General features: G+C 70.1%; 21 protein-coding genes, 1 tRNA gene and 2 pseudogenes. 8 read left to right on the plus strand and 16 right to left on the minus strand.

What is annotated here, in order from left to right; genetic code table 11:
• Window positions 1-97 precede the first annotated feature (97 nt).
• The 4 genes and pseudogenes from ACWGI6_RS30215 to ACWGI6_RS30230 all read right to left on the minus strand — a co-directional run.
• Window positions 98-502, minus strand: a complete 405-nt coding sequence (locus ACWGI6_RS30215; RefSeq protein WP_453270440.1) for a hypothetical protein — start codon at window positions 500-502, stop codon at window positions 98-100.
• A 21-nt stretch (window positions 503-523) separates the two neighbouring features.
• The gene (locus ACWGI6_RS30220) at window positions 524-1810 is read right to left on the minus strand and encodes a WXG100 family type VII secretion target (protein WP_453270441.1); all 1287 of its coding nucleotides are present in this window, start codon (window positions 1808-1810) and stop codon (window positions 524-526) included.
• Entirely contained in the window at window positions 1810-2127 is a 318-nt protein-coding gene (locus ACWGI6_RS30225) for a WXG100 family type VII secretion target (protein ID WP_453270442.1), read from the minus strand. Before ACWGI6_RS30225 ends, ACWGI6_RS30220 begins: the two co-directional genes overlap by 1 nt.
• A 275-nt stretch (window positions 2128-2402) precedes the next feature.
• Window positions 2403-2762 (minus strand): annotated as a pseudogene (locus tag ACWGI6_RS30230) (mobilization protein); the annotation flags it as partial.
• A gap of 21 nt (window positions 2763-2783) precedes the next feature.
• Between ACWGI6_RS30230 and ACWGI6_RS30235 the strand changes: the two are divergent.
• A pseudogene (locus ACWGI6_RS30235) lies at window positions 2784-3083 on the plus strand (tyrosine-type recombinase/integrase); the annotation flags it as partial.
• A gap of 81 nt (window positions 3084-3164) precedes the next feature.
• Here ACWGI6_RS30235 and ACWGI6_RS30240 read toward each other — a convergent pair.
• A tRNA-Thr gene (locus ACWGI6_RS30240) sits at window positions 3165-3238 on the minus strand.
• A 176-nt stretch (window positions 3239-3414) separates the two neighbouring features.
• On the opposite strand from ACWGI6_RS30240, the gene ACWGI6_RS30245 reads away from it, so the two are divergent.
• The 3 genes from ACWGI6_RS30245 (at window position 3415) to ACWGI6_RS30255 (ending at window position 5941) form a co-directional block, all read left to right on the plus strand.
• Window positions 3415-4551 carry an ABC transporter ATP-binding protein gene (locus ACWGI6_RS30245; protein ID WP_453270443.1) on the plus strand — a complete coding sequence of 379 codons (1137 nt, stop codon included), beginning with the start codon at window positions 3415-3417 and terminating at the stop codon, window positions 4549-4551.
• 217 nt (window positions 4552-4768) lie between these two features.
• Complete coding sequence (locus ACWGI6_RS30250; protein WP_453270444.1) at window positions 4769-5182, plus strand: hypothetical protein; 414 nt, start codon at window positions 4769-4771, stop codon at window positions 5180-5182.
• A 30-nt stretch (window positions 5183-5212) separates the two neighbouring features.
• A complete protein-coding gene (locus ACWGI6_RS30255) occupies window positions 5213-5941 on the plus strand; it encodes a nucleotidyltransferase family protein (RefSeq protein WP_453270445.1) in 729 nt (242 codons plus the stop codon).
• 559 nt (window positions 5942-6500) lie between these two features.
• On the opposite strand, the gene ACWGI6_RS30260 is transcribed toward ACWGI6_RS30255, so the two are convergent.
• From ACWGI6_RS30260 to ACWGI6_RS30290, 7 genes are all read right to left on the minus strand, one after another.
• A complete protein-coding gene (locus ACWGI6_RS30260; RefSeq protein ID WP_453270446.1) occupies window positions 6501-8147 on the minus strand; it encodes a DoxX family membrane protein in 1647 nt (548 codons plus the stop codon).
• Window positions 8148-8304: 157 nt separating this feature from the next.
• Window positions 8305-9261 carry a 23S rRNA (guanosine(2251)-2'-O)-methyltransferase RlmB gene (gene rlmB, locus ACWGI6_RS30265; protein ID WP_453270447.1) on the minus strand — a complete coding sequence of 319 codons (957 nt, stop codon included), beginning with the start codon at window positions 9259-9261 and terminating at the stop codon, window positions 8305-8307.
• Between the two features lie 128 nt (window positions 9262-9389).
• Window positions 9390-10784: a cysteine--tRNA ligase gene (cysS, locus tag ACWGI6_RS30270; RefSeq protein WP_453270448.1), complete on the minus strand. Its 1395-nt coding sequence runs from the start codon at window positions 10782-10784 to the stop codon at window positions 9390-9392.
• Window positions 10785-10906: 122 nt separating this feature from the next.
• Window positions 10907-11311, minus strand: a complete 405-nt coding sequence (locus ACWGI6_RS30275) for a PPOX class F420-dependent oxidoreductase (RefSeq protein ID WP_453270449.1) — start codon at window positions 11309-11311, stop codon at window positions 10907-10909.
• 214 nt (window positions 11312-11525) lie between these two features.
• Entirely contained in the window at window positions 11526-12068 is a 543-nt protein-coding gene (gene ispF, locus ACWGI6_RS30280) for a 2-C-methyl-D-erythritol 2,4-cyclodiphosphate synthase (protein ID WP_453270464.1), read from the minus strand.
• Window positions 12061-12807, minus strand: a complete 747-nt coding sequence (ispD, locus tag ACWGI6_RS30285) for a 2-C-methyl-D-erythritol 4-phosphate cytidylyltransferase (RefSeq protein ID WP_453270450.1) — start codon at window positions 12805-12807, stop codon at window positions 12061-12063. The genes ispF and ispD overlap by 8 nt, the downstream gene beginning before the upstream one ends.
• 327 nt (window positions 12808-13134) lie before the next feature.
• Window positions 13135-13617 carry a CarD family transcriptional regulator gene (locus tag ACWGI6_RS30290; protein WP_003953493.1) on the minus strand — a complete coding sequence of 161 codons (483 nt, stop codon included), beginning with the start codon at window positions 13615-13617 and terminating at the stop codon, window positions 13135-13137.
• Window positions 13618-14457: 840 nt separating this feature from the next.
• On the opposite strand from ACWGI6_RS30290, the gene ACWGI6_RS30295 reads away from it, so the two are divergent.
• Entirely contained in the window at window positions 14458-15120 is a 663-nt protein-coding gene (locus tag ACWGI6_RS30295; RefSeq protein ID WP_453270451.1) for a DUF461 domain-containing protein, read from the plus strand.
• Window positions 15121-15319: 199 nt separating this feature from the next.
• On the opposite strand, the gene ACWGI6_RS30300 is transcribed toward ACWGI6_RS30295, so the two are convergent.
• Both ACWGI6_RS30300 and ACWGI6_RS30305 read right to left on the minus strand, forming a co-directional pair.
• Window positions 15320-16000 (minus strand): response regulator transcription factor, encoded by a 681-nt coding sequence (locus ACWGI6_RS30300; RefSeq protein ID WP_086721180.1) that lies wholly within the window; start codon window positions 15998-16000, stop codon window positions 15320-15322.
• Window positions 15997-17265: a sensor histidine kinase gene (locus tag ACWGI6_RS30305; protein WP_453270452.1), complete on the minus strand. Its 1269-nt coding sequence runs from the start codon at window positions 17263-17265 to the stop codon at window positions 15997-15999. Before ACWGI6_RS30305 ends, ACWGI6_RS30300 begins: the two co-directional genes overlap by 4 nt.
• A gap of 543 nt (window positions 17266-17808) precedes the next feature.
• Here ACWGI6_RS30305 and phoU point away from each other — a divergent pair.
• On the plus strand, window positions 17809-18486 hold the full coding sequence (phoU, locus tag ACWGI6_RS30310) for a phosphate signaling complex protein PhoU (RefSeq protein WP_393908575.1): 678 nt from the start codon (window positions 17809-17811) through the stop codon (window positions 18484-18486).
• 418 nt (window positions 18487-18904) lie between these two features.
• Here phoU and ACWGI6_RS30315 read toward each other — a convergent pair whose 3' ends face one another.
• Both ACWGI6_RS30315 and ACWGI6_RS30320 read right to left on the minus strand, forming a co-directional pair.
• Window positions 18905-19153 (minus strand): SCO4226 family nickel-binding protein, encoded by a 249-nt coding sequence (locus tag ACWGI6_RS30315; RefSeq protein ID WP_393908576.1) that lies wholly within the window; start codon window positions 19151-19153, stop codon window positions 18905-18907.
• A gap of 162 nt (window positions 19154-19315) precedes the next feature.
• A complete protein-coding gene (locus ACWGI6_RS30320) occupies window positions 19316-20077 on the minus strand; it encodes a phosphoglyceromutase (protein ID WP_453270453.1) in 762 nt (253 codons plus the stop codon).
• A gap of 279 nt (window positions 20078-20356) precedes the next feature.
• Between ACWGI6_RS30320 and ACWGI6_RS30325 the strand changes: the two genes are divergently transcribed.
• Window positions 20357-21757, plus strand: coding sequence for an MDR family MFS transporter (locus ACWGI6_RS30325; protein ID WP_453270454.1), 1401 nt, complete (start codon window positions 20357-20359; stop codon window positions 21755-21757).
• A gap of 109 nt (window positions 21758-21866) precedes the next feature.
• Window positions 21867-22196 (plus strand): deoxyxylulose-5-phosphate synthase, encoded by a 330-nt coding sequence (locus tag ACWGI6_RS30330; RefSeq protein ID WP_453270455.1) that lies wholly within the window; start codon window positions 21867-21869, stop codon window positions 22194-22196.
• Window positions 22197-22498: the final 302 nt, after the last annotated feature.

Below are 22498 nucleotides of genomic sequence, written 5' to 3' on the forward strand. Positions count from 1 at the left end.
ACTTCTGCACTGGTGAACATCCGGGCGATTTGCATCGGCAGGCTTCCGACTTCCGCGGCATCCACTTCCGTCGACGCAAGAACACCCTGAAATCGCATTAGCCCCAAGGCGAAGGCCGCTTAGGGAACAGTTCGGTCATGACTTCTCGCGCGCGCTCGCCAGATACGGCCGGAGCCCGATACTCCGATTTCCGCACATGTTCGAGGAAATCGACTGGAAGGGCAATATGGTAACGCGAAAGGTAGTGGACGAGGTCAACGGGCCAGACCCATTCACCATCTGTCACCAATGACCCGGCACCACCAACCCACTCGTCTCCAGAGATGACATCACGCTCAGCACCCATGGTGCTGAAGATCTCTTCCCCGCCTTTGAGGTAGGAGAGAATTCGATCTTCGTCAGGTGCGGGCGGGCCGTCCATGGCTTGGGTCAGAGACTCGCTGTAGACAGCAGGGTCACCATCCTCGTTGCCTTCGGCAAAGAAACCTACTCGGCGAATCATCGTTCCTCGCAGTTGTGGGCGTCAGTCGGTGATGGGAAGGAATATTCGCCAGTATCCACCCTTGTCGATGACGGGCTCCTGGATTCCCAGCGTGCGATCCACTCCCATGCGATTGGTTGGCGCGTAGACAGGGGCTCCCATTTCATTTGCCACGGACTGCGCCAGCGGCTCCGCCCCGGCTCCCGAGTGGCAGGATACCAAGCGAATAGGACCACCCGTGTAGTTCGGATTGTTGCGAATACTTTCCACTACTTGGTGAGGGCTTATCTCGTAGGTGGTCTTCGCCACACCTGCTGGATTGACGTGTCCTGCGATGAAGACGTTGTCGGGCGTACCGTGCACGACAACGTCGTGGACACCATCAACACGTCTTACCCGTTCCAAATTTGAGAGAGTGCGTGGATCGTAGCCAAGGGTTGTCGTCTGCTTGCCATGGTAGATCGGATGGCCGGACGGCAGTATGTCGTCACCTGCTTTGGCGGGAGGGGCCAGGGCTTTCGATTCCTTTGCGTGATAGAGCTGCCAGGTACGCCGCTTGCCCATCTGGTCGATCGCTGGGCGAAGTCGGAGACCGTCGAGCTTTGTATCCGCAAGGACCGTCTTGAAGCCGCCGGCGTCTCCAACAGCCTTGGCAGTGCGGGCCGCGCCACCAAATGCACCCCCCAACAAGACGCCGGTGACCCCAGCGTCTCTGGCCTCGGCGAGGTTGATGCCGTGTTGGTCGCCGAGGAGGTTGCGTCCGCCCTGGGCGACGACCACATCCACGGTGATGGCCTCGATCCCACCGATGGCGGCGGTCGCCAGGACTGTTCCCGCGATCTCGGCGACGGTGGCGGAAACGGCGACGCCCGCCGTACTCGCTGCCGCAACGATCGCCTCAGTCGCGCCGGCCGCCGCGACTTCGCTGATGCCGCCGGTGAAGAGGGCCAGGGCCGTACCGGCTACCAGGACCGCGCCGGCTATCTCCAGTTCGTGTTCGATCTTCTTCTTGGCCTCGGCGACCTGGTCGGCGTACTTGTCCAGGGCCTTGGCCATGTCGCGGGCGGCGGTGGCCACGTCGTCGAGGTAGCCCTTGCCGCCGCCGTGGTACTTGCGCCAGAACCCCCCGAACGCGTCGATCGACTTGCCCTTGTTGTTGTCGATGACGTCCTGGGCCTTCTTGTGGCAGGCAGCCGTGCAGTCCTCGACATCGTCCGCGAAGGTGCGCCAAGCGCGGGCGGCCTCCCGGAGTTCGTCCTCATCGCCCTCCGGCCACCACATGCCGGTGAGATCCTGGACGATCTCCTTGGCCTTGTCAGCAGCGCCCATCACTTACCGCCCTCAAAGCCGGACTTGGCCGAGTGGTCAGCGTCTTCGTGGTTGGCGGCCATGTCATTCATGGCTTTGGTGATGCTGGACAGGCCCTTGGCCAGGGCTGCGGCTGCCTTCTCGATCTGTGCCTGGTGCGGGGCGTAGGCGTGCTCGAACTTCTTGCCCTGCTCGTCACCGCCCCACGGCTCCCCCAGCCCGCCGAGCGTGTGGCGAAGCTTGGCCGTTGCCCGTTCCAGGGCAACAGACTCTCGGTGGAACGTTGGAGCGGCGGACTTGAGTTGGTCGGTGTCTATGTCAAAACCGTCGCCAGCCATGCCATGCCTCCCCGTTGGCCGTGTACTCGTAACCCGTCGCGAGCCGCTGACAATGCTTCGGCTCACAGATAGCGACCCTCGCACACAGCACTGACAATCGCCCTGGTGGGAGCGCATTTCAGCCACGGTGCAGTACCGCCCGGCTGGTGGGCCCAGGGCAAGGCTGCGCCCCCTACCAGCCGGATTGCGGCAGGGGGCGATTCACCGAGCGCACGTCCCGCCTATCGCTGCACGACCGCAGTGGAGCTGCGGTCGTGCAGCGGCATGTTGGGCAGCTAGCGGCGCGGGCGGCGCTGCTGTTCGGCTGGTGCCGTAGTTGCCACCGCCGGCTGGGCGAAGTTGGGCCCGAGGGACGGGTGCAGGGCCGTGGTAGTGGTGCGGAGGCGGGTTGCTGCGGCGCGGCGGTGGGATTTGGGGTGACGTCCAGTGTGCTGGATGCCGGTGATCAGGACGTGGGCGGGTTGGCGGGCGGTGGCCAGTTCGCGTTGGGCGGCTGCCTCCTTGAGGAGTTGGTGGGGTTTGTGGCCGCGGGCTTCTGCGTCGGCGAGGACGGTGGCGAGGGCCGGCCAGCCGATGTCGGTGAGGATCCGCTCGGCGTGTTCGGGGATGGCGGCGCGTACGTCGCTGGCCAGAAGCGGGGCACCAAGCTGGACTCGGCCGGGCTTGTCTTCACCACCCGCACCGGTCGCCCCGTCGAGCCGCGGAACCTGAACCGCTCCTTCTCCCGGCTCACCGCCTCGGCCGGCCTCCGCACCATCCGTCTCCACGACGCTCGGCACGGCTGCGCCACTCTGCTCACCGCGGCCGGAGTGGCCCCGCGCGTGCTGATGGAGATCCTCGGCCACAGCCAGATCAGCATGACGATGGACGTCTACGCCCACGTCGCCCAGGACACCCAGCGGGAAGCAATCAGCCACATGGACCGCCTGCTGAAACGCCGAATCAACCGTGAGTGATCGACCCCGTTGATGTCACCCATAGATGTCAGAAGCCCCAGACCATTCCCGGCCCGGGGCTTCCTCCCAGTTCAAGCTAAGAGCCCCCTGTCGGATTCGAACCGACGACCTTCGCTTTACAAGAGCGGTGCTCTGGCCAGCTGAGCTAAGGAGGCGTGCGTGAAGCAGTGTACCCAGGTGGGCCGGGTGCAGGTTCCCAAATTGGTGAGTGCAGGGCTACTGACACCGGGGGCCGCCGCGGGTAGCGTCACGGAGAGTCCATATCAGTGGACTACACCACTCCTTTACTCGGATCGTCCGGCACGTTCCTGCCGGTGAAGGGACTTTCACCATGGCTACGGTCACCTATGACCAGGCAACCCGCACCTACCCGGGTTCCGACAAGCCCGCCGTCGACAAACTGGACATCGCCATCGAAGACGGCGAATTTCTTGTCCTGGTCGGCCCCTCCGGATGCGGCAAGTCCACCTCTCTGCGGATGCTCGCGGGGCTGGAGGACGTCGACGGAGGCGCCATCCGTATCGGGGACCGCGATGTCACCCACCTTCCGCCCAAGGACCGGGACATCGCCATGGTGTTCCAGAACTACGCGCTCTACCCGCACATGACGGTCGCCGACAACATGGGCTTCGCGCTCAAGATCGCCGGGGTGCCGAAGACCGAGATCCGGCAGAAGGTCGAGGACGCGGCCAAGATCCTGGACCTCACGGAGTACCTGGGGCGCAAGCCCAAGGCGCTGTCCGGCGGTCAGCGGCAGCGGGTCGCGATGGGCCGGGCGATCGTCCGGGAGCCGCAGGTCTTCCTCATGGACGAGCCGCTGTCCAACCTGGACGCCAAGCTCCGCGTCCAGACCCGTACGCAGATCGCGGGGCTGCAGCGCCGGCTCGGGATCACGACGGTGTACGTCACCCACGACCAGGTCGAGGCCATGACCATGGGCGACCGGGTGGCCGTGCTCAAGGACGGCCTGCTCCAGCAGATCGATTCGCCGCGGAGCATGTACGACCGGCCGGCCAACCTGTTCGTGGCGGGGTTCATCGGATCGCCGGCCATGAACCTGGTCGAGGTGCCGATCACGGACGGCGGCGTGAAGTTCGGCAACAGCGTCATTCCCGTCAACCGTGAGGCGCTGTCCACGGCCGCCGACAAGGGCGACCGGACGGTGACGGTCGGCGTCCGCCCCGAGCACTTCGACATCGTCGAGCAGAACGGCGCCGCCGCGAAGTCGCTGTCCAAGGAGTCCGCGGACGCACCGGCCGGCCTGGCCATCACGGTCAACGTCGTCGAGGAGCTCGGCGCCGACGGCTATGTGTACGGCACCGCGGAGGTCGGCGACGAGGTCAAGGACCTCGTCGTACGGGTCAACGGCCGCCAGGTCCCGGACAAGGGCACCCAGCTGCACGTCGTGCCGCGGCCGGGCGAGACGCACGTCTTCTCGACGTCGTCCGGGGAGCGCCTCACCGACTGATACGGGCCGAGGAGCGAGTGAGAGCGGCGGCGGTTCCGGGTCATGCCCGGGACCGCCGCCGCTGCGTGGTCCGGCCATGGCACGGCGCCACCATAGGGACATAACCGGGCTTTTCGTACCCGTACGTCAACATCGGAACCGCACCGATGAGTCATTGCGTCCCTCGATAAGGTGACCAAATGTCGCCAAATCATCACTCCTCGCTACCATCTCGACCGTGAACTCCGCAGCCCGCCACATCGGCAGAACTCTCGCCCTCGTCCTTCCCGTCGTCCTCGTGCTGTCCGGGACCCTCGCGGTCACCCGCGTCCCGTGGGCATCGACGGCCACCGACTCCCAGGTGCTGACCGCATCCTCCGGAAAGGCCACCAAGGCCGGCTCCCTCGCCCCCGAGGACGCCCTGCGCAAGCGTCTCCTGGTCGAGCTCCAGGAGAAGGATCCGGGCGTCGCCCTGACCCACCTCCAGGAGGCGACCGCCAAGCGCCCCTCGCTGGCCAAGCACTGCGTCTCCATCGCCCGTGACCTCGGCCGTGCCGCGGTCGCCAAGTACGGTGCCGCACACCGCGCCCAGGCCTTCTCCCGCCCGGTCTGCGACACCTCCTTCGCCACCGGCGTCGCCGCCGCCCAGTGACCCCCGCTCGCACCGCATAGGGTGCGAACCATGACAGGTGCCCAGCATCCTTACCCCACGCAGGCCGTGGTCCTGGCCGGCGGCCAGGGCTCACGTCTCCGCCCGTACACCGACGACCGCCCCAAGCCGATGGTCGAGATTCCCGGCACCGGGACCCCGATCATCGGCCATCAGCTGAACTGGCTGGCCGAGGAAGGCGTCACGGACGCCGTCGTCTCCTGCGGGCATCTCGCCGGGGTACTCCAGGACTGGCTGGAGCACGCCCAACTCCCGTTGCGCGTCACGACCGTTGTCGAAACCGAGCCGCTGGGCCGCGGCGGCGGCCTCAAGTACGCGGCCGGGTCCCTCCCCCGCCCGGACGAGCCCTGGTACGCCACCAACGGCGACATCTGGACCCGCTTCCCGCTCCGCGAGATGGCCGCCTTCCATCACGAGCGCGGCGCCGAGGCCACCCTCGCGCTGGCCCGCCCCCGCATCCCCTGGGGCGCCGTGGAGACCGATGCGTTCGGGCACGTCCTCGACTTCATCGAGTCGCCGCCCTCGCCCTATCTCATCAACGCCGGCGTCTACGTCTTCTCCGCCGCCTTCACGGAGCTGCTCCCCACCCGCGGCGACCATGAGCGCACCACCTTCCCGCGCCTCGCCCGCGAACGCCGCCTGGCCGGCTTCCCGCTGCCCCAGGGCGCCTACTGGCGCGCCATCGACACCGCCAAGGACCTCACCGAGGCCGCCAACGAGCTGAACGCGCACGGGGGTTGAGCCCGGGACGGGGGTTGAGCCCGGGACGGGGGTTGAGCCCGTACGAGGTCGAGCGCGCGGGAGGTTGTACCCCTACGGGGATTGAGCGCGCACGGGGGTTGGGCCCGTACAGGGACTGAGCCCGTACAGGGTTGCGTGGTTCGTTGCCCCCGGGGCGCGTGGAGCGGCCGCAGGGGCGACCTGGCGGCCACGGGACGCCGTCGGGCCGCCCCAAGGGCGTTGAGCCGGGCCCAGGGGCATGGAGCCGCATCCAGGGACGTCGGAGAAGCGGCACCCAGCGGCGTGCCGCTCAAAGAGGGCCCCAGGGGCACCGAGGCCCCGAAGCCGCCTCCCAGCGCCCCGACATGCCCCCGGGGGCCCGCGCCCCTCTCCCCTGCACGTCCGCGTCCGTCCCGCCGCGACGCCCGCCTGCTGCCGCCCCGCCGGCCACGTCCGCGCCGGCCCGCCCTCGACGCCCCCGCACGCACCTGTCCCCGACCGCTCCCCTCCCCGTTACGGCCGGTGGATCCGGGCCGTACGGAGAGAGCGGGGCGATCGGGGACAGGTGCGGGGAAGCCGGTCAGCCCAGGAGGCCGCCCAGGGTGTCGCCGCGGCCGGAGTCGCCTCCGGAGCCGCCGGTGCCGGTGCTGCCGGTGCCGGTGGTGCCGCCGCCGGTGCCGCCCGCCGAGGTCGGCACCCGGGTCGGTGCCGGGGCGTGGGTCGGCACGGTCTGCTGGGGTGCGCTGGTGGTCGCCCCCGGCTGCTGGGAGAGGCCGCTGGTGCTGCCCGTCGACCGTCCCGTGCCGGACGTCGACGCGGACGGCGTGCCGGGCTTGCGGGCCTTGTGCGAGGCGTTTGCGGAGGGTGTTCCGGGACGCGGTGCGGCGCTGCCCTTGTGCCGCTGGCCGGGCCGGGTGGTGTGCTTGCCGGGGCGGGGCAGCGGGGAGCCGGGGAGGTTGTTGATCGCGGGCTCGCCGGGCCGCGGCACGGTCGCGACCGTCGCGGACCGCACGGCGCCGCCGAGCAGCGAGCCGACGAGCAGGGTCAGTCCGGCCACCACCGCGGTCATCACGGCGCCGCGGCGCAGCACCCGGCGCCGCAGGTCGGCCACCTCGACGCGGGGGCCGAGACGCCGCCAGGCCTCGCCGGCCAGCCGTCCGTCCATGGAGTAGACGGGGGCACCCGCGATGATCAGCGGGCTCCAGGCGGCGAGGTAGATAATGTCGGGGGCGTCGTAGGCGGGGACGGTGCGCCAGCTGACGGTCATCAGCAGCGCCGCCGAGAGCAGCGCGCCGATGGACGCGGCGACACGCTGCCACAGTCCGCAGATGGTCAGGACGCCGACCACGACCTGGAGGAAGGCGACGGTCAGACCGGCGCCGACGGGGTGCGAGACGGCGAAGTCCCGCAGCGGCACGGCCAGCGCCCAGGGGTCGAGCGACAGCAGCCACTTGACCATCGAGCCCCGCTCGCCGCCGTCGAAGTAGACGGGGTCACAGAGCTTGCCCATGCCGGCGTAGACGGAGATCAGTCCGAGGAAGATGCGCAGCGGCAGCAGGACGACGCCGAGGTTCATCCGGCGGCCGGGGTAGTACGCGTGCCGCACGCTGTCCGTGCCGTGCCGCTTGGCGCCGGGGTCGTAGTCGTAGTCGTCCCGCGCCTCGAACCGGCCGTCGTCGTCACGGTCGTCGGTGTGGCCGCGGTCGCCGTAGGGGTGGCGGTAGGGCTGGTCGCGGTAGGTGTCGCCGTACGCGCTGCCCACGGGGCGTACGCCGCGCAGCAGGTTGGTGTCGGATTCGGCGGGGCCGCGCTGGCCGATCACGGTCTGGGCGGGGGCGGCGTCGCCGAGGCGGATCCGCGGCAGGACCTGGGTCGTGCCGATGTCCTCGCCCGGGCCGCCGTCGAGGCCGACGCCCGCGTTGCGGACCGCGTGCAGGAGTTGGGTGGTGGCGCCGGCCGTGCCGCCCGGGTCGGTGCGGCCGCTCCACACCACGGGCGCCCGGCGTCTGGCACCGGCGGCCGAGCCCCCGATGACGGGGATGCGCGCGGTGTCAGCCATGGCGCCGCGCGCTGCGGGCGCGGCGAGCTGTACGCGGAAGCTGGCGTGGTTGACGATGACCTGCGCGGGATCGCACGGCACCTTGACCGAGCTCAGGCCCGGCTCGTCATCGAAGCCCGGCGAGCGTCCCCCCGTAGGCGTGCGGGGTGTTCTGGTGTCCACGCTCATCTAACCGAGTGACCAGCGTTTAAGACACTGCCTTGACCGGGTCGATCTGTCCGAGACCCGTCAAAAGATCACGGGATACGGGAAAGGCACACAGAGGGTCAGGTCTTGCCCCGGGATGCGGCACAGGTGCGTACCGACCGCCCCGGGGCATCCGGACTCAGCCGCGGCGGCGCGCCGCCTCCCACAGGACGACACCGGCCGCGACACCGGCGTTCAGCGACTCCGCGCCGCCCGGCATCGGGATCCGCACCCGTACGTCACACGTCTCGCCGACCAGCCGCGACAGGCCCTTGCCCTCGCTGCCGACCACGATGACGACCGGGCCGTCCAGCGCCTCGACGTCCTGCAGCTCCATCTCGCCGTCCGCGGCCAGACCGACGACCATCAGACCGGCCTTCTGGTACGACTCCAGGGTCCGGGTCAGGTTGGTGGCGCGGGCGACCGGCGTACGGGCCGCGGTGCCCGCCGAGGTCTTCCACGCACCCGCCGTCATGCCGGCCGCCCGGCGCTCCGGCACGACCACGCCATGGCCGCCGAAGGCACACACGGAGCGGACCACGGCGCCGAGGTTGCGCGGGTCGGTGACGCCGTCGAGCGCGACGATCAGCGGGTCGTCACCGTCATCGAAGGCAATCGCGGCCAGGTCCTCGGGGTGGGCGTAGTCGTACGGCGGGACCTGCAGGACCAGGCCCTGGTGGTTGAGGCCGTTGGTCATCCGGTCCAGCTCGGGACGCGGCGCCTCCATCAGGTTGATGTTGCCGCGCTCCGAGGCGAGCTGGAGCGCCTCGCGCACCCGCTCGTCGGTGTCGATGAACTGCTGGACGTAGAGGTTCGTCGCGGGCACGCCGTCGCGCAGCGCCTCGAAGACCGGGTTACGGCCGACGACCAGCTCGGATGTGCCCTTGGCGCCGCCGCGCCGCGGGGCCGGGCGGCGCGCCGCGGCCTGCTTCGCCTTGGCGTTGGCGGCGCGGTTCTTGACGTGTCCCTTGCGGTCGGAGGCGGGCGGGGTCGGCCCCTTGCCTTCCAGGCCCCGGCGCCGCTTACCGCCGCTGCCGACCTGCGCGCCCTTCTTGTTGGACGTGCGGCGGTTCCTGCGCTGGCTGTTGCCGGCCATGGGTCACCTGTTTCTTCACTGCTCTCGACGTCTCGCGACGTGGAGTGGGTACGTACGTATGGATTGAGTGTCGCCCGCAGCCACCGTGCGGGGCGAATGCGGGTGGCCGACGAGGCGTGCGGCCGGGGTCAGGACAGCGACCAGCGCGGGCCCGAGGGGGTGTCCTCGATGACGAGTCCGGACTGCTGGAGCTGATCGCGGATGGCGTCGGCGGTGGCGTAGTCCTTGCGGGAGCGGGCGGCCTGGCGCTGTTCGAGGACGAGACGGACCAGGGAGTCCACGACGCCGTGGAGGTCTTCACCGCGGTCGGTGCCGCCGCCGGACCAGCGCTCGTCGAGCGGATCCAGACCGAGCACCCCCAGCATCGCACGCAGCTCCGCCAGCCGGGCCACCGCCGACTCCTTGTCGTCGGCGGTCAGTGCGGAATTGCCCTGCCGGACGGTGGTGTGCACGATCGCCAGCGCCTGCGGGACGCCCAGATCGTCGTCCATCGCCTCGGCGAAGGCCAGCGGCACCTCGGCGGCCGGCTCGACGACCCCGGCCTTCTCGACGACCCGCTGGACGAACCCCTCGATCCGCGCGAACGCGGACTCGGCCTCGCGCAGCGCATCCTCGCTGTACTCGATCATCGAGCGGTAGTGCGGGGTGCCCAGGTAGTAGCGCAGCACGATCGGGCGCCAGCGCTTGACCATCTCCGAGACCAGCAGGGAGTTGCCCAGCGACTTGGACATCTTCTCGCCGCTCATGGTCACCCAGGCGTTGTGGGTCCAGTACGCGGCGAAGTCGTCGCCGAAGGCCTTGGCCTGGGCGATCTCGTTCTCGTGGTGCGGGAAGATCAGGTCGATGCCGCCGCCGTGGATGTCGAACGCGGCGCCCAGGTACTTGTGCGCCATCGCCGAGCACTCCAGGTGCCAGCCCGGACGGCCGCGGCCCCACGGGGTCTCCCAGCTGGGCTCGCCCTCCTTCGCCGCCTTCCACATGGCGAAGTCGCGCGGGTCCCGCTTGCCGGTCTCCCCCTCGCCGGACGGCTGGAGGAGGTTGTCCAACTCCTGGTTGGACAGCTGGAGATACTCCGGGAAAGACCGCACGTCGAAGTAGACGTTGCCGTCGGCGGCGTAGGCGTGACCGCGCTCGATCAGGCCGCGCATCATCTCGATCATCTCGGGGATGTGGCCGGTGGCACGGGGCTCGTAGGTCGGGCGCAGGCAGCCGAGGGCGTCGTACGCCGTGTTGAAGGCGACCTCGTTCTCGTAGCCGATCGACCACCAGGGGCGGCCCTGCTCGGCCGCCTTCTTGATGATCTTGTCGTCGATGTCCGTGACATTGCGCACGAACGTCACGTCATAGCCGCGGTACTCGAACCAGCGGCGCATGATGTCGAAGTTCAGCCCCGACCTGATGTGCCCGATGTGCGGGGCAGCCTGCACGGTCGCACCACACAGGTAGATCGAGACACAGCCCGGCGTGAGCGGGGTGAAGTCGCGAATCTGCCGGGCGCTGGTGTCGTACAGGCGAATCGTCACGGAACCAGGGTAGTCGGAACGAGGCAGTGCCCCGCGACCCATTGGGCCACGGGGTGACGTATCCGTCATCGGCGTCCGATTCGCCGGAAGTGTCGCCGCGTCCGGAGCGGTCTCGGGGACCGTCAGATGCTGCCGACCACCTTGCGCGGGGTGATCCGGACGACCACCCGCTCGGAGTCGTCGGGCGCCGCGGGGTTGAAGTCCGCGTACGCCTTGCCGGTGTACTTGCGCGAGAGCTCGTCGATGAGCTCCTGCCCGCCTTCGGTCGTGAGCGAGGCGGAGCCGCGCACCTCGGCGTAGGTGTACGGGGCGTCGAAGGGCTGGACGACGACCGAGACACGGGCGTCACGTCGGAGGTTGGCTTCCTTGCGCCGGCCGACGGTCGTCGAGAACAGCAGATCGTCGCCGTCCCGCTTCACCCAGACCGGAGAGACCTGGGGGCTGCCGTCGGGCTGGACGGTGGCCACGGTCACGAAGACCGGAGTGTCGAGGAGATTCTTGAGGTCGTCGGACAGGGTGGCAGTCACGAGGGGTCCTTCCTGCGGGCCTTCCGGGGACACGAATACTCCGATCCTCCCCCCAACACCCGTACGGCGCCCGCCATTCCCACGCCACACGGGGGAATGCCGCGCGCAGCACAGGGAGCGCCGGACGCCGGGCCGGACCGTACGGAACGTTCGCCTTCCGCGCGGGGCCCTTCGGACCCGTGCGGAACCAGGTCGCCGACCGTACGGAACCGGTTCAGGCCGTACGGAAGACGAGCGCCGTGGCCACCGCGGCCAGGCCCTCGGCGCGGCCGGTCAGGCCCAGCCCGTCCGAGGTCGTGCCGGAGACCGAGACCGGGGCGCCGACGGCCGCCGACAGGGCCTTCCGGGCCTCGTCCCGCCGCTTGCCGACCTTCGGGCGGACGCCGATGATCTGCACCGCGACATTGCCGATGGTGAAGCCCTCGGCCCGTACGATCCGGGCCGCCTCGGCGAGCAGCGTCACACCGGAGGCGCCGGACCACTCGGGGCGGCTGGTGCCGAAGTGTGCGCCCAGATCGCCGACGCCGGCCGCCGAGAAGAGCGCGTCACAGGCGGCGTGCGCGGCCACATCGCCGTCGCTGTGGCCGGCAAGTCCGTAGCCGTCGCTCTCCGCGGTGTCCCAGAGCAGCCCGGCACACCACAGCTCGCGGCCCTGCTCGAAGGCGTGCACGTCCGTGCCGATGCCGACGAGGGGGACGGCGGTGGGCGCGCCGGCCGGGGCGGGGCCGGCGGGCCGGTTTCCGGCCTGCTCAGACATAGCCATCGGTGGCCCTCCTGCGGGCGAGTACGGCCTCGGCCAGGACCAGGTCCAGCGGCCGGGTGACCTTGAACGCTTCCTCGTGGCCCGGGACGACCACGACCGGCGACCCGAGCCGTTCGACCAGCCCGGCGTCGTCGGTGGCGCCCTCGCCCTCGACGACGGTGTCGTGCGCCTTGCGCAGGGTCGCCAGGTCGAAGCCCTGCGGCGTCTGCACGGCGCGCAGCAGGGCCCGCTCCGGGGTGCCGACGACCGGTTCCGGGGTGCCGTGCGGCTGCGGGTCGACCTGCTTGACGGTGTCGGCGAGCGGCAGCGCGGGGACGACGGCGGGCGCACCGCCGCGTACGGCGGCGACCACCGCGTCGACCGTGTCGACCGGGACCAGCGGCCGCGCGGCGTCATGCACCAGCACGACATCGATGGTGTCCGGGAGGGCGGCCAGACCGAGCTGTACGGACTCCTGACGGGTGTGCCCGCCGGGGACCACCTCCAGCTCGGTGCGTTCGGCGAGCGGGTGTTCGTGAAGGAGGCGGCTGACCTCGGCGGCACCGTCGGGCGGGGCGACCACCACGATGAGCGAGACGGCACGAGAGGCGGCCATCGCGCGGACGGCGTGCACCAGCATCGGGGTGCCGCCCAGTGTGCGCAGCGCCTTGGGGGTGCCGGGGCCGAGCCGGACACCGCGGCCGGCGGCCGGGATCACCGCGGCGGTGCGGTTCGGGCGGGAGGGATCTGACATCGATGGCTCCGGAGTCCGGGGCGAGCCCGGAATTGGCGCAGACAGGTTTGTTTCCTCGGGGGAGGTGGGTATGGCCTCAGCGTGCCGGGCGCGATGCCTTGACCGGACCCTTCCGTGACATCGGTCGAGGCAGCTGCCCGGGCCCGGCACACCACGGGGGGTAGGCGCTTGCCGACCCCGGCAGGTCACACCCCGTACGTCATGTCGCAGCAGCAGATATGCCGCAGCGCCCGGCAACAGACCGCTTCACTGGGGAAACGGTCGTCACTCGGGCACCGCGGCATTGCTACGTCGTCGCTGCGTTGGATTTCGCCAACGCACACGTCGTCAGGACGCGAGTACCTCGTCGAGCAGGGCCTCGGCCTTGTCCTCGTTGGTGTTCTCCGCGAGGGCGAGCTCGCTCACCAGAATCTGGCGCGCCTTCGCGAGCATCCTCTTCTCACCGGCGGACAGCCCGCGCTCACGCTCACGCCGCCACAGGTCGCGCACCACTTCGGCAACCTTGATGACGTCGCCGGAAGCGAGCTTCTCAAGATTTGCCTTGTAGCGACGGGACCAGTTCGTCGGCTCTTCGGCATACGGTGCACGAAGCACCTCGAAGACCCGGTCCAGCCCGTCCTGACCAACCACGTCGCGAACGCCGACGAACTCCGCATTGTCCGCTGGCACACGAACAGTCAAGTCGCCCTGGGCGACTTTCAGCACCAAGTAGGTCTTGTCCACGCCTTTGATCTGGCGAGTTTCGATGGCCTCGATCAGCGCGGCCCCGTGATGGGGATAGACCACGGTGTCGCCAACCTTGAACGTCATGTGACAGGTACCCCTTCCGTGGCTATCCATGCTAACACGGGAACGGGCCGTTCTGAATGGCGTTTTCGCAGGTCAGGGCATATCTCGGGGCTTGACAACAGTGACCGGAACGTGCTGCGAAGGGCCTCCGGAGACGGGTATTCGCAGGTCGGAGGGGCTGCACGGGTGAGCGGAAACATGCCCGTCACGTGTCGGGAACCCGGTGATCGACAGGCCGAACGTCCCGTTTTGAGTGGATCCACATGAGCGAGTTCCGCTACTCCGTTCGGCTGCTCCTGGACCCCTCGGACCGATTCCCGAATTGATCACGAGTCGGCGTACTGAACAGTGTGATCAATTCCGCGAGGCCTTCACATTCCCTGCGAATACTGCTTTTCCCCGGGGAGAAACCCATGGGTCGCCACCCGAACGGCCGCTTGCCGAAAATTCCTTCCCTGTTCTTGAGAACGATCGCGGTGAGTTGATCTCGGCGGGTGATCTCGATGAGCGGGCTCGCCGAACCTGCCTCTCGGTAGCGTGTCGCGCGGTCTGTGTTCTCCGGCGCGTTCCGCCGGCCGCTTCTCGGCGGCTCTTGAACCACGGTCAGTTGTCCGTCCGCGACCCCGCTTCCGGGGCGGGGGGACGGAACCCGGGCAGCGGTCGCGAGGGCGCTGATCGCGCTGGGGGCGGGTCGGGTGCGGCGGCGCGAGGACGGCTCGGTAACCTAGCGGCGCTGACACACCCTTAGGGCGGCTTTACGCACCCGTCGTCATGACGCGTACGCAGTGCCGCCCCAGCCGCCCATCCGCGACCGGGCACGCACGTTCGGCCGCCGTAGCTCGTCAAGGAGATGCCGCCGCCGTGAGCCGCAGCCTTCGACGCGGCGTCCTCGCCGCTACCGTCCTTTCGCTCTCGATCGCCACGCTGTCCGCGTGCGGGGCGGGGAACGACGCCCAGACGCTGCAGGTCAAGCCGGACAACGCCGCGACCTCAGTCGGCGACATCAAGCTCCAGAACGTCACCGTCATCACCCAGCCCGATGTGAACGCCAAGGGCCCGGCCGTGGTGGCCGCGACGGTGTTCAACAACGGCGCCAAGGACCAGAAGCTGACCGCGATCTCCGTCGACGGCACCGGCCAGTCGGCCAAGCTCTCGCCCGCCGGCGGTGGCTCGGGCGCGATCTCCGTGCCGGCCGGGGGCTCCGTCGTGCTCGGCGGCAAGGGCAACGCCTCGGCCGTCCTGGCCAGCGGCCGCGAGGCCGTCAAGGACGGGAACGTGCAGCCCCTGACGTTCACCTTCAGCGCCACCGGCAAGGTGAAGACCAGCGCCTATGTCGTCCCGGCGAAGAACTACTTCCAGGGCTACGGCCCCTCGCAGCTGCCGCAGCCGTCCGGCTCGGCGTCTCCGTCCGGCTCCGCCAAGCCGTCGCAGTCGGGCAAGCCGTCGCAGTCGGGCAAGCCGTCCGAGTCGGCCGGCCCGTCCGGCTCCGGCACGCCCTCCGCGTCGGCGCACAGCGGTCACTGACGCCGCCCGCCGCGAGGGCGGGCCGGCTGTCACGGTCAAGCGTCAGGGGCGCCCGTCCGATCCGGAGGGGCGCCCCTGAGGCGTACTACCGCGGCGCACGAGCGGTCACCGCCGAGCGGTGGGTCACCGCTGAGCGGCGGAGGGCTCGCCGTTGGGGTGCGAGGAGCTCACTGCTGCGGTGCGCGTGGCGTGCTGCTCTTTACGGCTCGAACTTGTAGCCCAGGCCACGGACCGTGACGAGATAGCGCGGTGCGCCCGGGTCGGGCTCGATCTTGGCGCGCAGCCGCTTGACGTGCACATCCAGGGTCTTGGTGTCGCCCACGTAGTCGGCGCCCCAGACCCGGTCGATGAGCTGCATCCGGGTCAGCACCCGGCCGGCGTTGCGCAGCAGCATCTCCAGGAGGTCGAACTCCTTCAGGGGCAGGTCGACCTTGCCGCCGGAGACCGTGACGACATGGCGGTCCACGTCCATACGGACCGGGCCGGCCTCCAGGGCTTGCGGGGTGACCTCCTCCGGCTCGCCGCGACGGCGCATCACGGCGCGGATGCGGGCGACCAGTTCGCGGGAGGAGAAGGGCTTGGTGACGTAGTCGTCGGCTCCTATCTCCAGGCCGACGACCTTGTCGATCTCGCTGTCCTTGGCGGTCACCATGATGACGGGGACGTTGGAACGACCCCGCAGTTGGCGGCAGACCTCGGTGCCGGGCAGGCCCGGCAGCATCAGGTCGAGCAGCACGAGGTCGGCGCCGTTGCGCTCGAACTCGTCCAGTCCGTCAGGGCCCGTGGCCGCGATGGCGACCTCGAAACCCTCCTTGCGGAGCATGTACGACAGTGCGTCGCTGAACGATTCCTCGTCTTCGACGACAAGCACTCGGGTCACGGAAGGACCTCCGGGGCTGGGTGAGCAGGAAGCGGATCGTTGAAGGTCTCGTACGGGCGGTCCTCGTCGTCGAGGCCCTCCGCGGAGGGGTCGGCGGGCCGTTCGCGGTCGCGTACGGCACCGGCTTCCGGGAGACGCAGGGTGAAGGTGGAGCCCTGTCCCTCAGCGCTCCACACCGTGACCTCCCCGCCGTGCGAGGCGGCCACATGCTTGACGATGGCGAGGCCGAGACCGGTCCCGCCGGTGGCGCGCGAGCGCGCCGGGTCCACACGGTAGAACCGCTCGAAGACGCGGTCCCGGTCCTTTTCGGATATCCCGATGCCCTGGTCGGTCACCGCGATCTCGATCAGGTCGCCGCCGGGCACGGAAACATGGCGTCCGGCAATCCCGACGCGGGTGCGTGCCGGGGAGTAGTTGACGGCGTTCTCGACGAGGTTGCCCAGGGCCGCGGCGAGCTGGCCGCGGTTTCCCCAGACATGCAGGTCGGCGGTACCGCCGACGGCCATGGTGATCTGTTTCGCGCCGGCCTGCTGGCGGCAGCGGTCCATCGCCTCGGCGACCAGCTCGTCGACCCGGACCGGCTCGGCGTCCTCCAGCGGGTTGTCGTTCTGCACCCGGGAGAGGTCGATGAGCTCCTGGACGAGGTTGGTCAGGCGGGTGGCCTCGTTCTGCATCCGGCCGGCGAAGCGCTCGACGGCCTCGGGGTCGTCGCTGGCGTCCATCACGGCCTCGGAGAGCAGCGACAGGGCGCCGACGGGCGTCTTGAGCTCATGGCTGACGTTGGCCACGAAGTCGCGGCGGACCGCTTCTATCCGGCGGGCCTCCGTGAGGTCCTCGACCAGCAGCAGGACGAGCCGGGAGCCGAGCGGGGCGACTCTGGCGGAGACCGCGAGTGCCTCGCCGCGGCCGGTGCCGCGGCGCGGCAGATCCAGCTCGACCTGGCGTATCTCGCCGTCCCTGCGGGTGTCGCGGGCCATCTGCATCATCGGCTCGACGGCGAGCTTGCCGCCGCGGACCAGCCCGAGGGCGTAGGCGGCGGAGCTGGCCTTGACGACGGCGTCGGCCTCGTCGAGGACCACGGCGGAGGAGCGGAGCACCGAGAGCACGGTGTCGACGCCGGGCGGCAGCACGGCTTCCGTGTGCAGTGAGGTACGGGTGGGCTTGGCCTGGTCGCGCTCACTCCAGCGGAACGCCAGCATGGCGAAGACACCGGTACAGAGCCCGGCGATCGCAGCCACTGCGGCGACGGCCGCGTCCACGTTCATGACTCCAGGTTATGCGCCCGGTCGGACACTTCCCCAGCCGTGCGGGGCTCTGCTCGAACAGCCGTCGCCCAGAGTTCACCGTGACGTCCGCGCTGGTTCACTCCGGAGGCGGGTGCGGGGCGTGCGGCTGCCCGGCGGATGTCCCTAAGGAAACCGGCGCGAGCACCCTGCCGCTCCGGCGCCGGGCCAGGTGAACGGCGCGACCGCCCCCGGGGCAGTGGATGCGTCGCCCAGAGTTCACCTTCACGTCGGTGCCGGTTCACCCTCGGTGGCACCGCAGGTCGCGCAGTACCCGCAGGGTGACGGTGCGGGTGCCGGACCGGTTCCGCACCGACGCGCGGCCGGACACCCTGAGCGACCGAGGGGACACGGCCCCTCTGGAGCACCGGCACCGCGGAGTAACGGCTCCGTGGAGGCACCGCCCCAACGGGGTACGGGCCGCGCGGGCACCGACCGTGAGAGCGTGGGCACAGGTCACCCTGCACCCCGTTCCACCTCCCACCCCACGCCACACCACCACATCGATGCGAGAGAAGGTCACAGATGCGGGACGCGTACCACGAGGAGCTGGATTCGATCGGCGAGGGCCTGGTCGAGATGGCCCGGCTCGTCGGCTCCGCGATCGGGCGCGCCACCACGGCGATACTCGACGCGGACCTCAAGCTGGCCGAGAACGTCATCGCCGCCGACGAGAAGGTCGACGACCTCCAGCGCGACCTGGAGGCACGCGCGATCGCGCTGCTGGCGCGGCAGCAGCCGGTCGCCACCGACCTGCGGATCGTCGTCACCTCACTGCGGATGAGTGCCGACCTGGAGCGCTCCGGCGACCTGGCCCAGCATGTGGCCAAGCTGGCCCGGCTGCGCTTCCCGGAGACGGCCGTGCCGCGCGATCTGCACGCCACCATCCTGGAGATGGGGCAGCTGGCGCAGCGCCTGATGGCCAAGGCCGCCGAGGTCATCATCACCAAGGACGTCGATCTCGCGCTGCAGCTGGAGCAGGACGACGACGCGATGGACATGCTGCACCGCACCCTCTTCCAGCACCTGATGGACGACCGCTGGAAGCACGGCATCGAGACGGCCGTGGACGTGACCCTGCTGGGCCGCTACTACGAGCGCTTCGCGGACCACGCGGTCTCCGTCGCCAAGCGGGTCGTCTACCTCGTCACCGGTGAGCACGCGGACGAGATCGCCCCGCCGACGGCGGTGGAAGGCGCGTAACCGCGGCAGCGGGAGGAGGGCGCGAGTCCGCCCCGTGAGCCGCCGTGCGCCGTTGACGTGTGCCTCCACGCGCCGTTGACGCGCCTTGTCTCCCGGGCTTGCAATGGGCACCAGGTGACCCCTAGGAGGCAATGCATGGCACCCATGGCGGACTCCCCCAACCCCGCGCCCGACGCCCCGACGGCCGTCGAGCGTCCACGGCTCCCCCTGCTCGGCGCCTGCGGCTGCGGCTCCGGCTGCAGCTGTGGTTGTCAGTCGGGTGGACCGTGCCAGTGCGGCGGCGGCTGCTAGCGACCGTCACGGACCGCGCCACTACGGCACAGCGCCACTGCGGCCCCGACCGGATGATCTTCCGGTCGGGGCCGCAGCCGTGTTCCGGAGCTGCCGGGCCCTCCCCGCGGGCCGTCCGCGGAGCCGGTCACATGGTGACGGACAGCGGATGGATCTCGTCCGCTTTATGGCCGGTGCGCTCGTGGATGCGCTGCACGGCTCCCGCCGAGGGCGCTTCCGACAGACAGAAGACATCGCCCGAGTCGGTGTCGGCCCAGGCGTGTTCGAAGGTCACGCCTTCCTCGCTCTGGATGGCGAGGTCGGCCTGGTGCGCCGCGTTGAGCTGGTCGGGCGTAAGGCCCTTCATCCCGCGATGGATGTCCATGAACTTGGGCATCGGGCTCATCCTTCCGGTTGCAGACGAATGCGGCCCCTCTTCCATGCTGCATCCCCCGGCCCAGGCCGCATCTACAGACACCGGCCGCCACCACGGCGCACCAGCACACAAAGCCCCCCGCCGGCGGCGAAGCCGCAGACGGGGGGCGTGCAGTGCGGGGTGTTACTTCTTCTTGCCCTGGTTCTTCACTGCCTCGATGGCGGCCTTGGCGGCCTCCGGGTCGAGGTAGGTGCCGCCGCGCTTGACCGGGCGGAAGTCGGCGTCCAGCTCGTAGGCGAGCGGGATGCCGGTGGGGATGTTCAGGCCGGCGATGTCCTCGTCGGAGATGCCGTCGAGGTGCTTGACCAGGGCGCGCAGCGAGTTGCCGTGGGCGGCGACCAGGACCGTCTTTCCGGCGCGGAGGTCCGGGACGATGCCGTCGAACCAGTACGGGAGCATGCGGACGACGACGTCCTTGAGGCACTCCGTCTGCGGGCGCAGCTCCGGCGGGAGCCCGGCGTAGCGCGGGTCGAAGAACTGGGAGTACTCGGCGTCGCGGTCGAGCGGGGGCGGCGGGGTGTCGTACGAGCGGCGCCAGAGCATGAACTGCTCCTCGCCGAACTCGGCCAGGGTCTGCGCCTTGTCCTTGCCCTGCAGCGCACCGTAGTGGCGCTCGTTCAGCCGCCAGCTGCGGTGGACCGGGATCCAGTGCCGGTCGGCGGCGTCCAGGGCCAGCTGCGCGGTGCGGATGGCGCGCTTCTGGAGGGAGGTGTGCACTACGTCAGGGAGCAGGCCGGCGTCCTTGAGCAGCTCTCCGCCGCGGACTGCCTCCTTCTCGCCCTTCTCGTTGAGATTGACGTCCACCCAGCCGGTGAACAGGTTCTTCGCGTTCCACTCGCTCTCGCCGTGGCGGAGGAGGATCAGCTTGTACGGTGCGTCGGCCATGGCGTCGAGCGTAATCCAAGTCCGCACTGCGCCTTGCGCGGGTCCAGGACCTGGGCATCTCGGTGTGGTTTGACGCTTCCCGTCAAATGAGTGGCGGTGGGGACCCCTTCATATGTAGGTTGCGCATGTCGCTTGCACCACTTACATGCCGGAGTCGGACGTACCCACCCGCCCCTCCGTAGGCACCGCTCACGTGCGCCCGCGCCCGTCCGCATCGCCACCACTCCGCCCGCTCGCCTCCTTCCGCACGCCGCAGCACCACTCAACGGGGGAACTGTCATGTCCGCATCCATATCGAGGCCCTCCGGACCGGCCCGGCTCAGGCAAGCCGCCAGGGAGAGCGTCTCCGGTCTCCCCCGGCAGTTCTGGTGGCTGTGGACCAGCACCTTGATCAACCGGCTGGGCGCGTTCGTCGCCACCTTCCTCGCCCTCTATCTGACCGTCGCGCGCGGCTACTCGGCCTCGTACGCGGGACTGGTCGGTGCGCTGTACGGCCTGGGCGGAGTCATCTCGTCCGTGGGCGCCGGGGTGCTGACCGACCGGCTCGGCCGCCGGCCCACCATGCTGATGGCCCAGCTGTCGACGGCAGCCTCCGTGGCGCTGCTCGGCTTCATGGAGAACCCGGTCGCCATCGCGGCGGTGGCGGGCGTGGTCGGCATGGCGACCAACGCCTCCCGCCCCGCCGTACAGGCGATGATGGCGGACATCGTCGCCCCCGAAGACCGCGTCCGCGCCTTCTCCCTCAACTACTGGGCGATCAACCTCGGCTTCGCCGTCTCCTCCACCGCCGCCGGACTCATCGCCCAGCACGGCTACTTGGCCCTCTTCCTGGGCGAATCCACGCTCGTGCTGGCCTGTGCGCTGGTCGTCTTCTGGAAGCTCCCCGAATCGCGCCCCGCCGCGGGCGCACCGGACGGCCCGGACGGCGCCGACGGCGCGGCCCACGCCCCCGTCTCCATGCGGACCGTCCTGCGCGACGGCCGCTTCATGACCGTCGTCGGCCTCAACCTGCTGCTCGCCCTGCTGTTCCAGCAGGCGTATGTCTCGATGCCCGTGTCGATGGGTCAGGACGGCTTCTCCAGCGCCGACTTCGGCCTGGTCATCGCGGTCAACGGGGTCCTCATCGTGCTGCTGCAGATCCCGGTGACGCGCTTCATCGAGCACCGCAGCCCGGCCATGCTCCTCATCGGCTCGGCGCTGCTCGCCGGTTACGGCTTCGGGCTGACCGCGCTGGCGGGCTCGGTCGCCATGTACGCGGTCGCCGTCACCGTCTGGACCCTCGGCGAGATCATCAACTCCCCCACCCAGATGGGCCTGGTGGTGCGCCTCTCGCCGCTGCACGGCCGCGGCCGCTACCAGGGCATGTACACCCTGTCGTGGTCCGTCGCCTCCCTGGCGGCCCCTCTGCTCGGCGGCGTGGTGATCGACCACTACGGCGCCGATGCGCTGTGGGCCGGCTGCGCCGTCGTCGGCACGGTGGCGGCCATGGGCTACGGGCTGCTGCTGCGGAGCCTGCCGGGGCGGGCCCGGGCGGGGAAGGTGGCCTCGTCCACGGCAGGGCAGGGGGACACCGCCACGGCGGAGACGGCCGGGACGGCGCCCTCTCCGGTGCCCGGCACGGAGACCGGGGCACCGGCGGGGGCGAACGAGCCGGCGGGGGCCGGCGAGCCGGTGGCGTAGGGGAACGCGCCGCGGCGGCACCGCAGCGGCCGCATGTGCCCCCGCAGGTCGGGGACCGGTCCGCCGAAATGCCGTCGAGACCCGGCGCCGGCGCGGCTACGCTCGCCGCATGTCCCATGGGAAAACGTCGTACGTCTGCCTGCCCTGCCGGGCGTCCTACAAGCAGCCGTACCTCGGCGACCGGGAACGCCGCTGCCCGCGCTGCGCGAGGCCGCTGATCCACGCCGGTTCCGCGTTCGCGCCGCCGCGCCGCCGCGACACCGCGGGCTGGCGCGTGCTCGCGGTGCTGCTGAACGCGGGCGTCAACTTCCACAAGAGCTGCTGCGGCGGGCCGGGTTACCGTCCCCGCACCCTCGGCGAGGTGCGGGAGCGGATGGCCTACGCGCGGGCCACCGGCGAGCCGTTCGCCCGCGCGCTGGTGCGGTACGAACTGCCGTAGGGCCTGTCTTCAAAGTCCCGTCGTTCGCCCGTAGGGCGGGCCTCGCGGCGTCTGGTGCGTGCGATCGCAAGGCGGAGGGTCGTCCCGGTACTGGATGTACCGGGATGATCCCGACAACGCAGCGAGCGTGCGTGCCAGACGCCGCGAGGCAGACGGGACTTTGAAGACAGGCCCTAGCCGGGTACGGGTCCCCGGCCGGCCCGTACGGCTAGGGCGTGTCGTTTGGATCATGGCGGGCTCGCGGGGTCTGGCACGCACGCTCGCCGCGTTGTCGTCACTCGCCGACGCTCCGCGTCGACTCC

The organism is Streptomyces sp. NPDC054786, from assembly GCF_053611685.1.

Bases quoted from the DNA above. Each gene is read 5' to 3' on its own strand.
- ACWGI6_RS30215 (WP_453270440.1), bottom strand. From the start codon at position 502: ATGATTCGCCGAGTAGGTTTCTTTGCCGAAGGCAACGAGGATGGTGAC.
- ACWGI6_RS30220 (WP_453270441.1), bottom strand. From the start codon at position 1,810: ATGGGCGCTGCTGACAAGGCCAAGGAGATCGTCCAGGATCTCACCGGC.
- ACWGI6_RS30225 (WP_453270442.1), bottom strand. From the start codon at position 2,127: ATGGCTGGCGACGGTTTTGACATAGACACCGACCAACTCAAGTCCGCC.
- ACWGI6_RS30245 (WP_453270443.1), top strand. From the start codon at position 3,415: ATGGCTACGGTCACCTATGACCAGGCAACCCGCACCTACCCGGGTTCC.
- ACWGI6_RS30255 (WP_453270445.1), top strand. From the start codon at position 5,213: ATGACAGGTGCCCAGCATCCTTACCCCACGCAGGCCGTGGTCCTGGCC.
- ACWGI6_RS30260 (WP_453270446.1), bottom strand. From the start codon at position 8,147: ATGAGCGTGGACACCAGAACACCCCGCACGCCTACGGGGGGACGCTCG.
- rlmB (WP_453270447.1), bottom strand. From the start codon at position 9,261: ATGGCCGGCAACAGCCAGCGCAGGAACCGCCGCACGTCCAACAAGAAG.
- ispF (WP_453270464.1), bottom strand. From the start codon at position 12,068: ATGTCTGAGCAGGCCGGAAACCGGCCCGCCGGCCCCGCCCCGGCCGGC.
- ispD (WP_453270450.1), bottom strand. From the start codon at position 12,807: ATGTCAGATCCCTCCCGCCCGAACCGCACCGCCGCGGTGATCCCGGCC.
- ACWGI6_RS30290 (WP_003953493.1), bottom strand. From the start codon at position 13,617: ATGACGTTCAAGGTTGGCGACACCGTGGTCTATCCCCATCACGGGGCC.
- ACWGI6_RS30305 (WP_453270452.1), bottom strand. From the start codon at position 17,265: ATGAACGTGGACGCGGCCGTCGCCGCAGTGGCTGCGATCGCCGGGCTC.
- phoU (WP_393908575.1), top strand. From the start codon at position 17,809: ATGCGGGACGCGTACCACGAGGAGCTGGATTCGATCGGCGAGGGCCTG.
- ACWGI6_RS30315 (WP_393908576.1), bottom strand. From the start codon at position 19,153: ATGCCCAAGTTCATGGACATCCATCGCGGGATGAAGGGCCTTACGCCC.
- ACWGI6_RS30320 (WP_453270453.1), bottom strand. From the start codon at position 20,077: ATGGCCGACGCACCGTACAAGCTGATCCTCCTCCGCCACGGCGAGAGC.
- ACWGI6_RS30325 (WP_453270454.1), top strand. From the start codon at position 20,357: ATGTCCGCATCCATATCGAGGCCCTCCGGACCGGCCCGGCTCAGGCAA.
- ACWGI6_RS30330 (WP_453270455.1), top strand. From the start codon at position 21,867: ATGTCCCATGGGAAAACGTCGTACGTCTGCCTGCCCTGCCGGGCGTCC.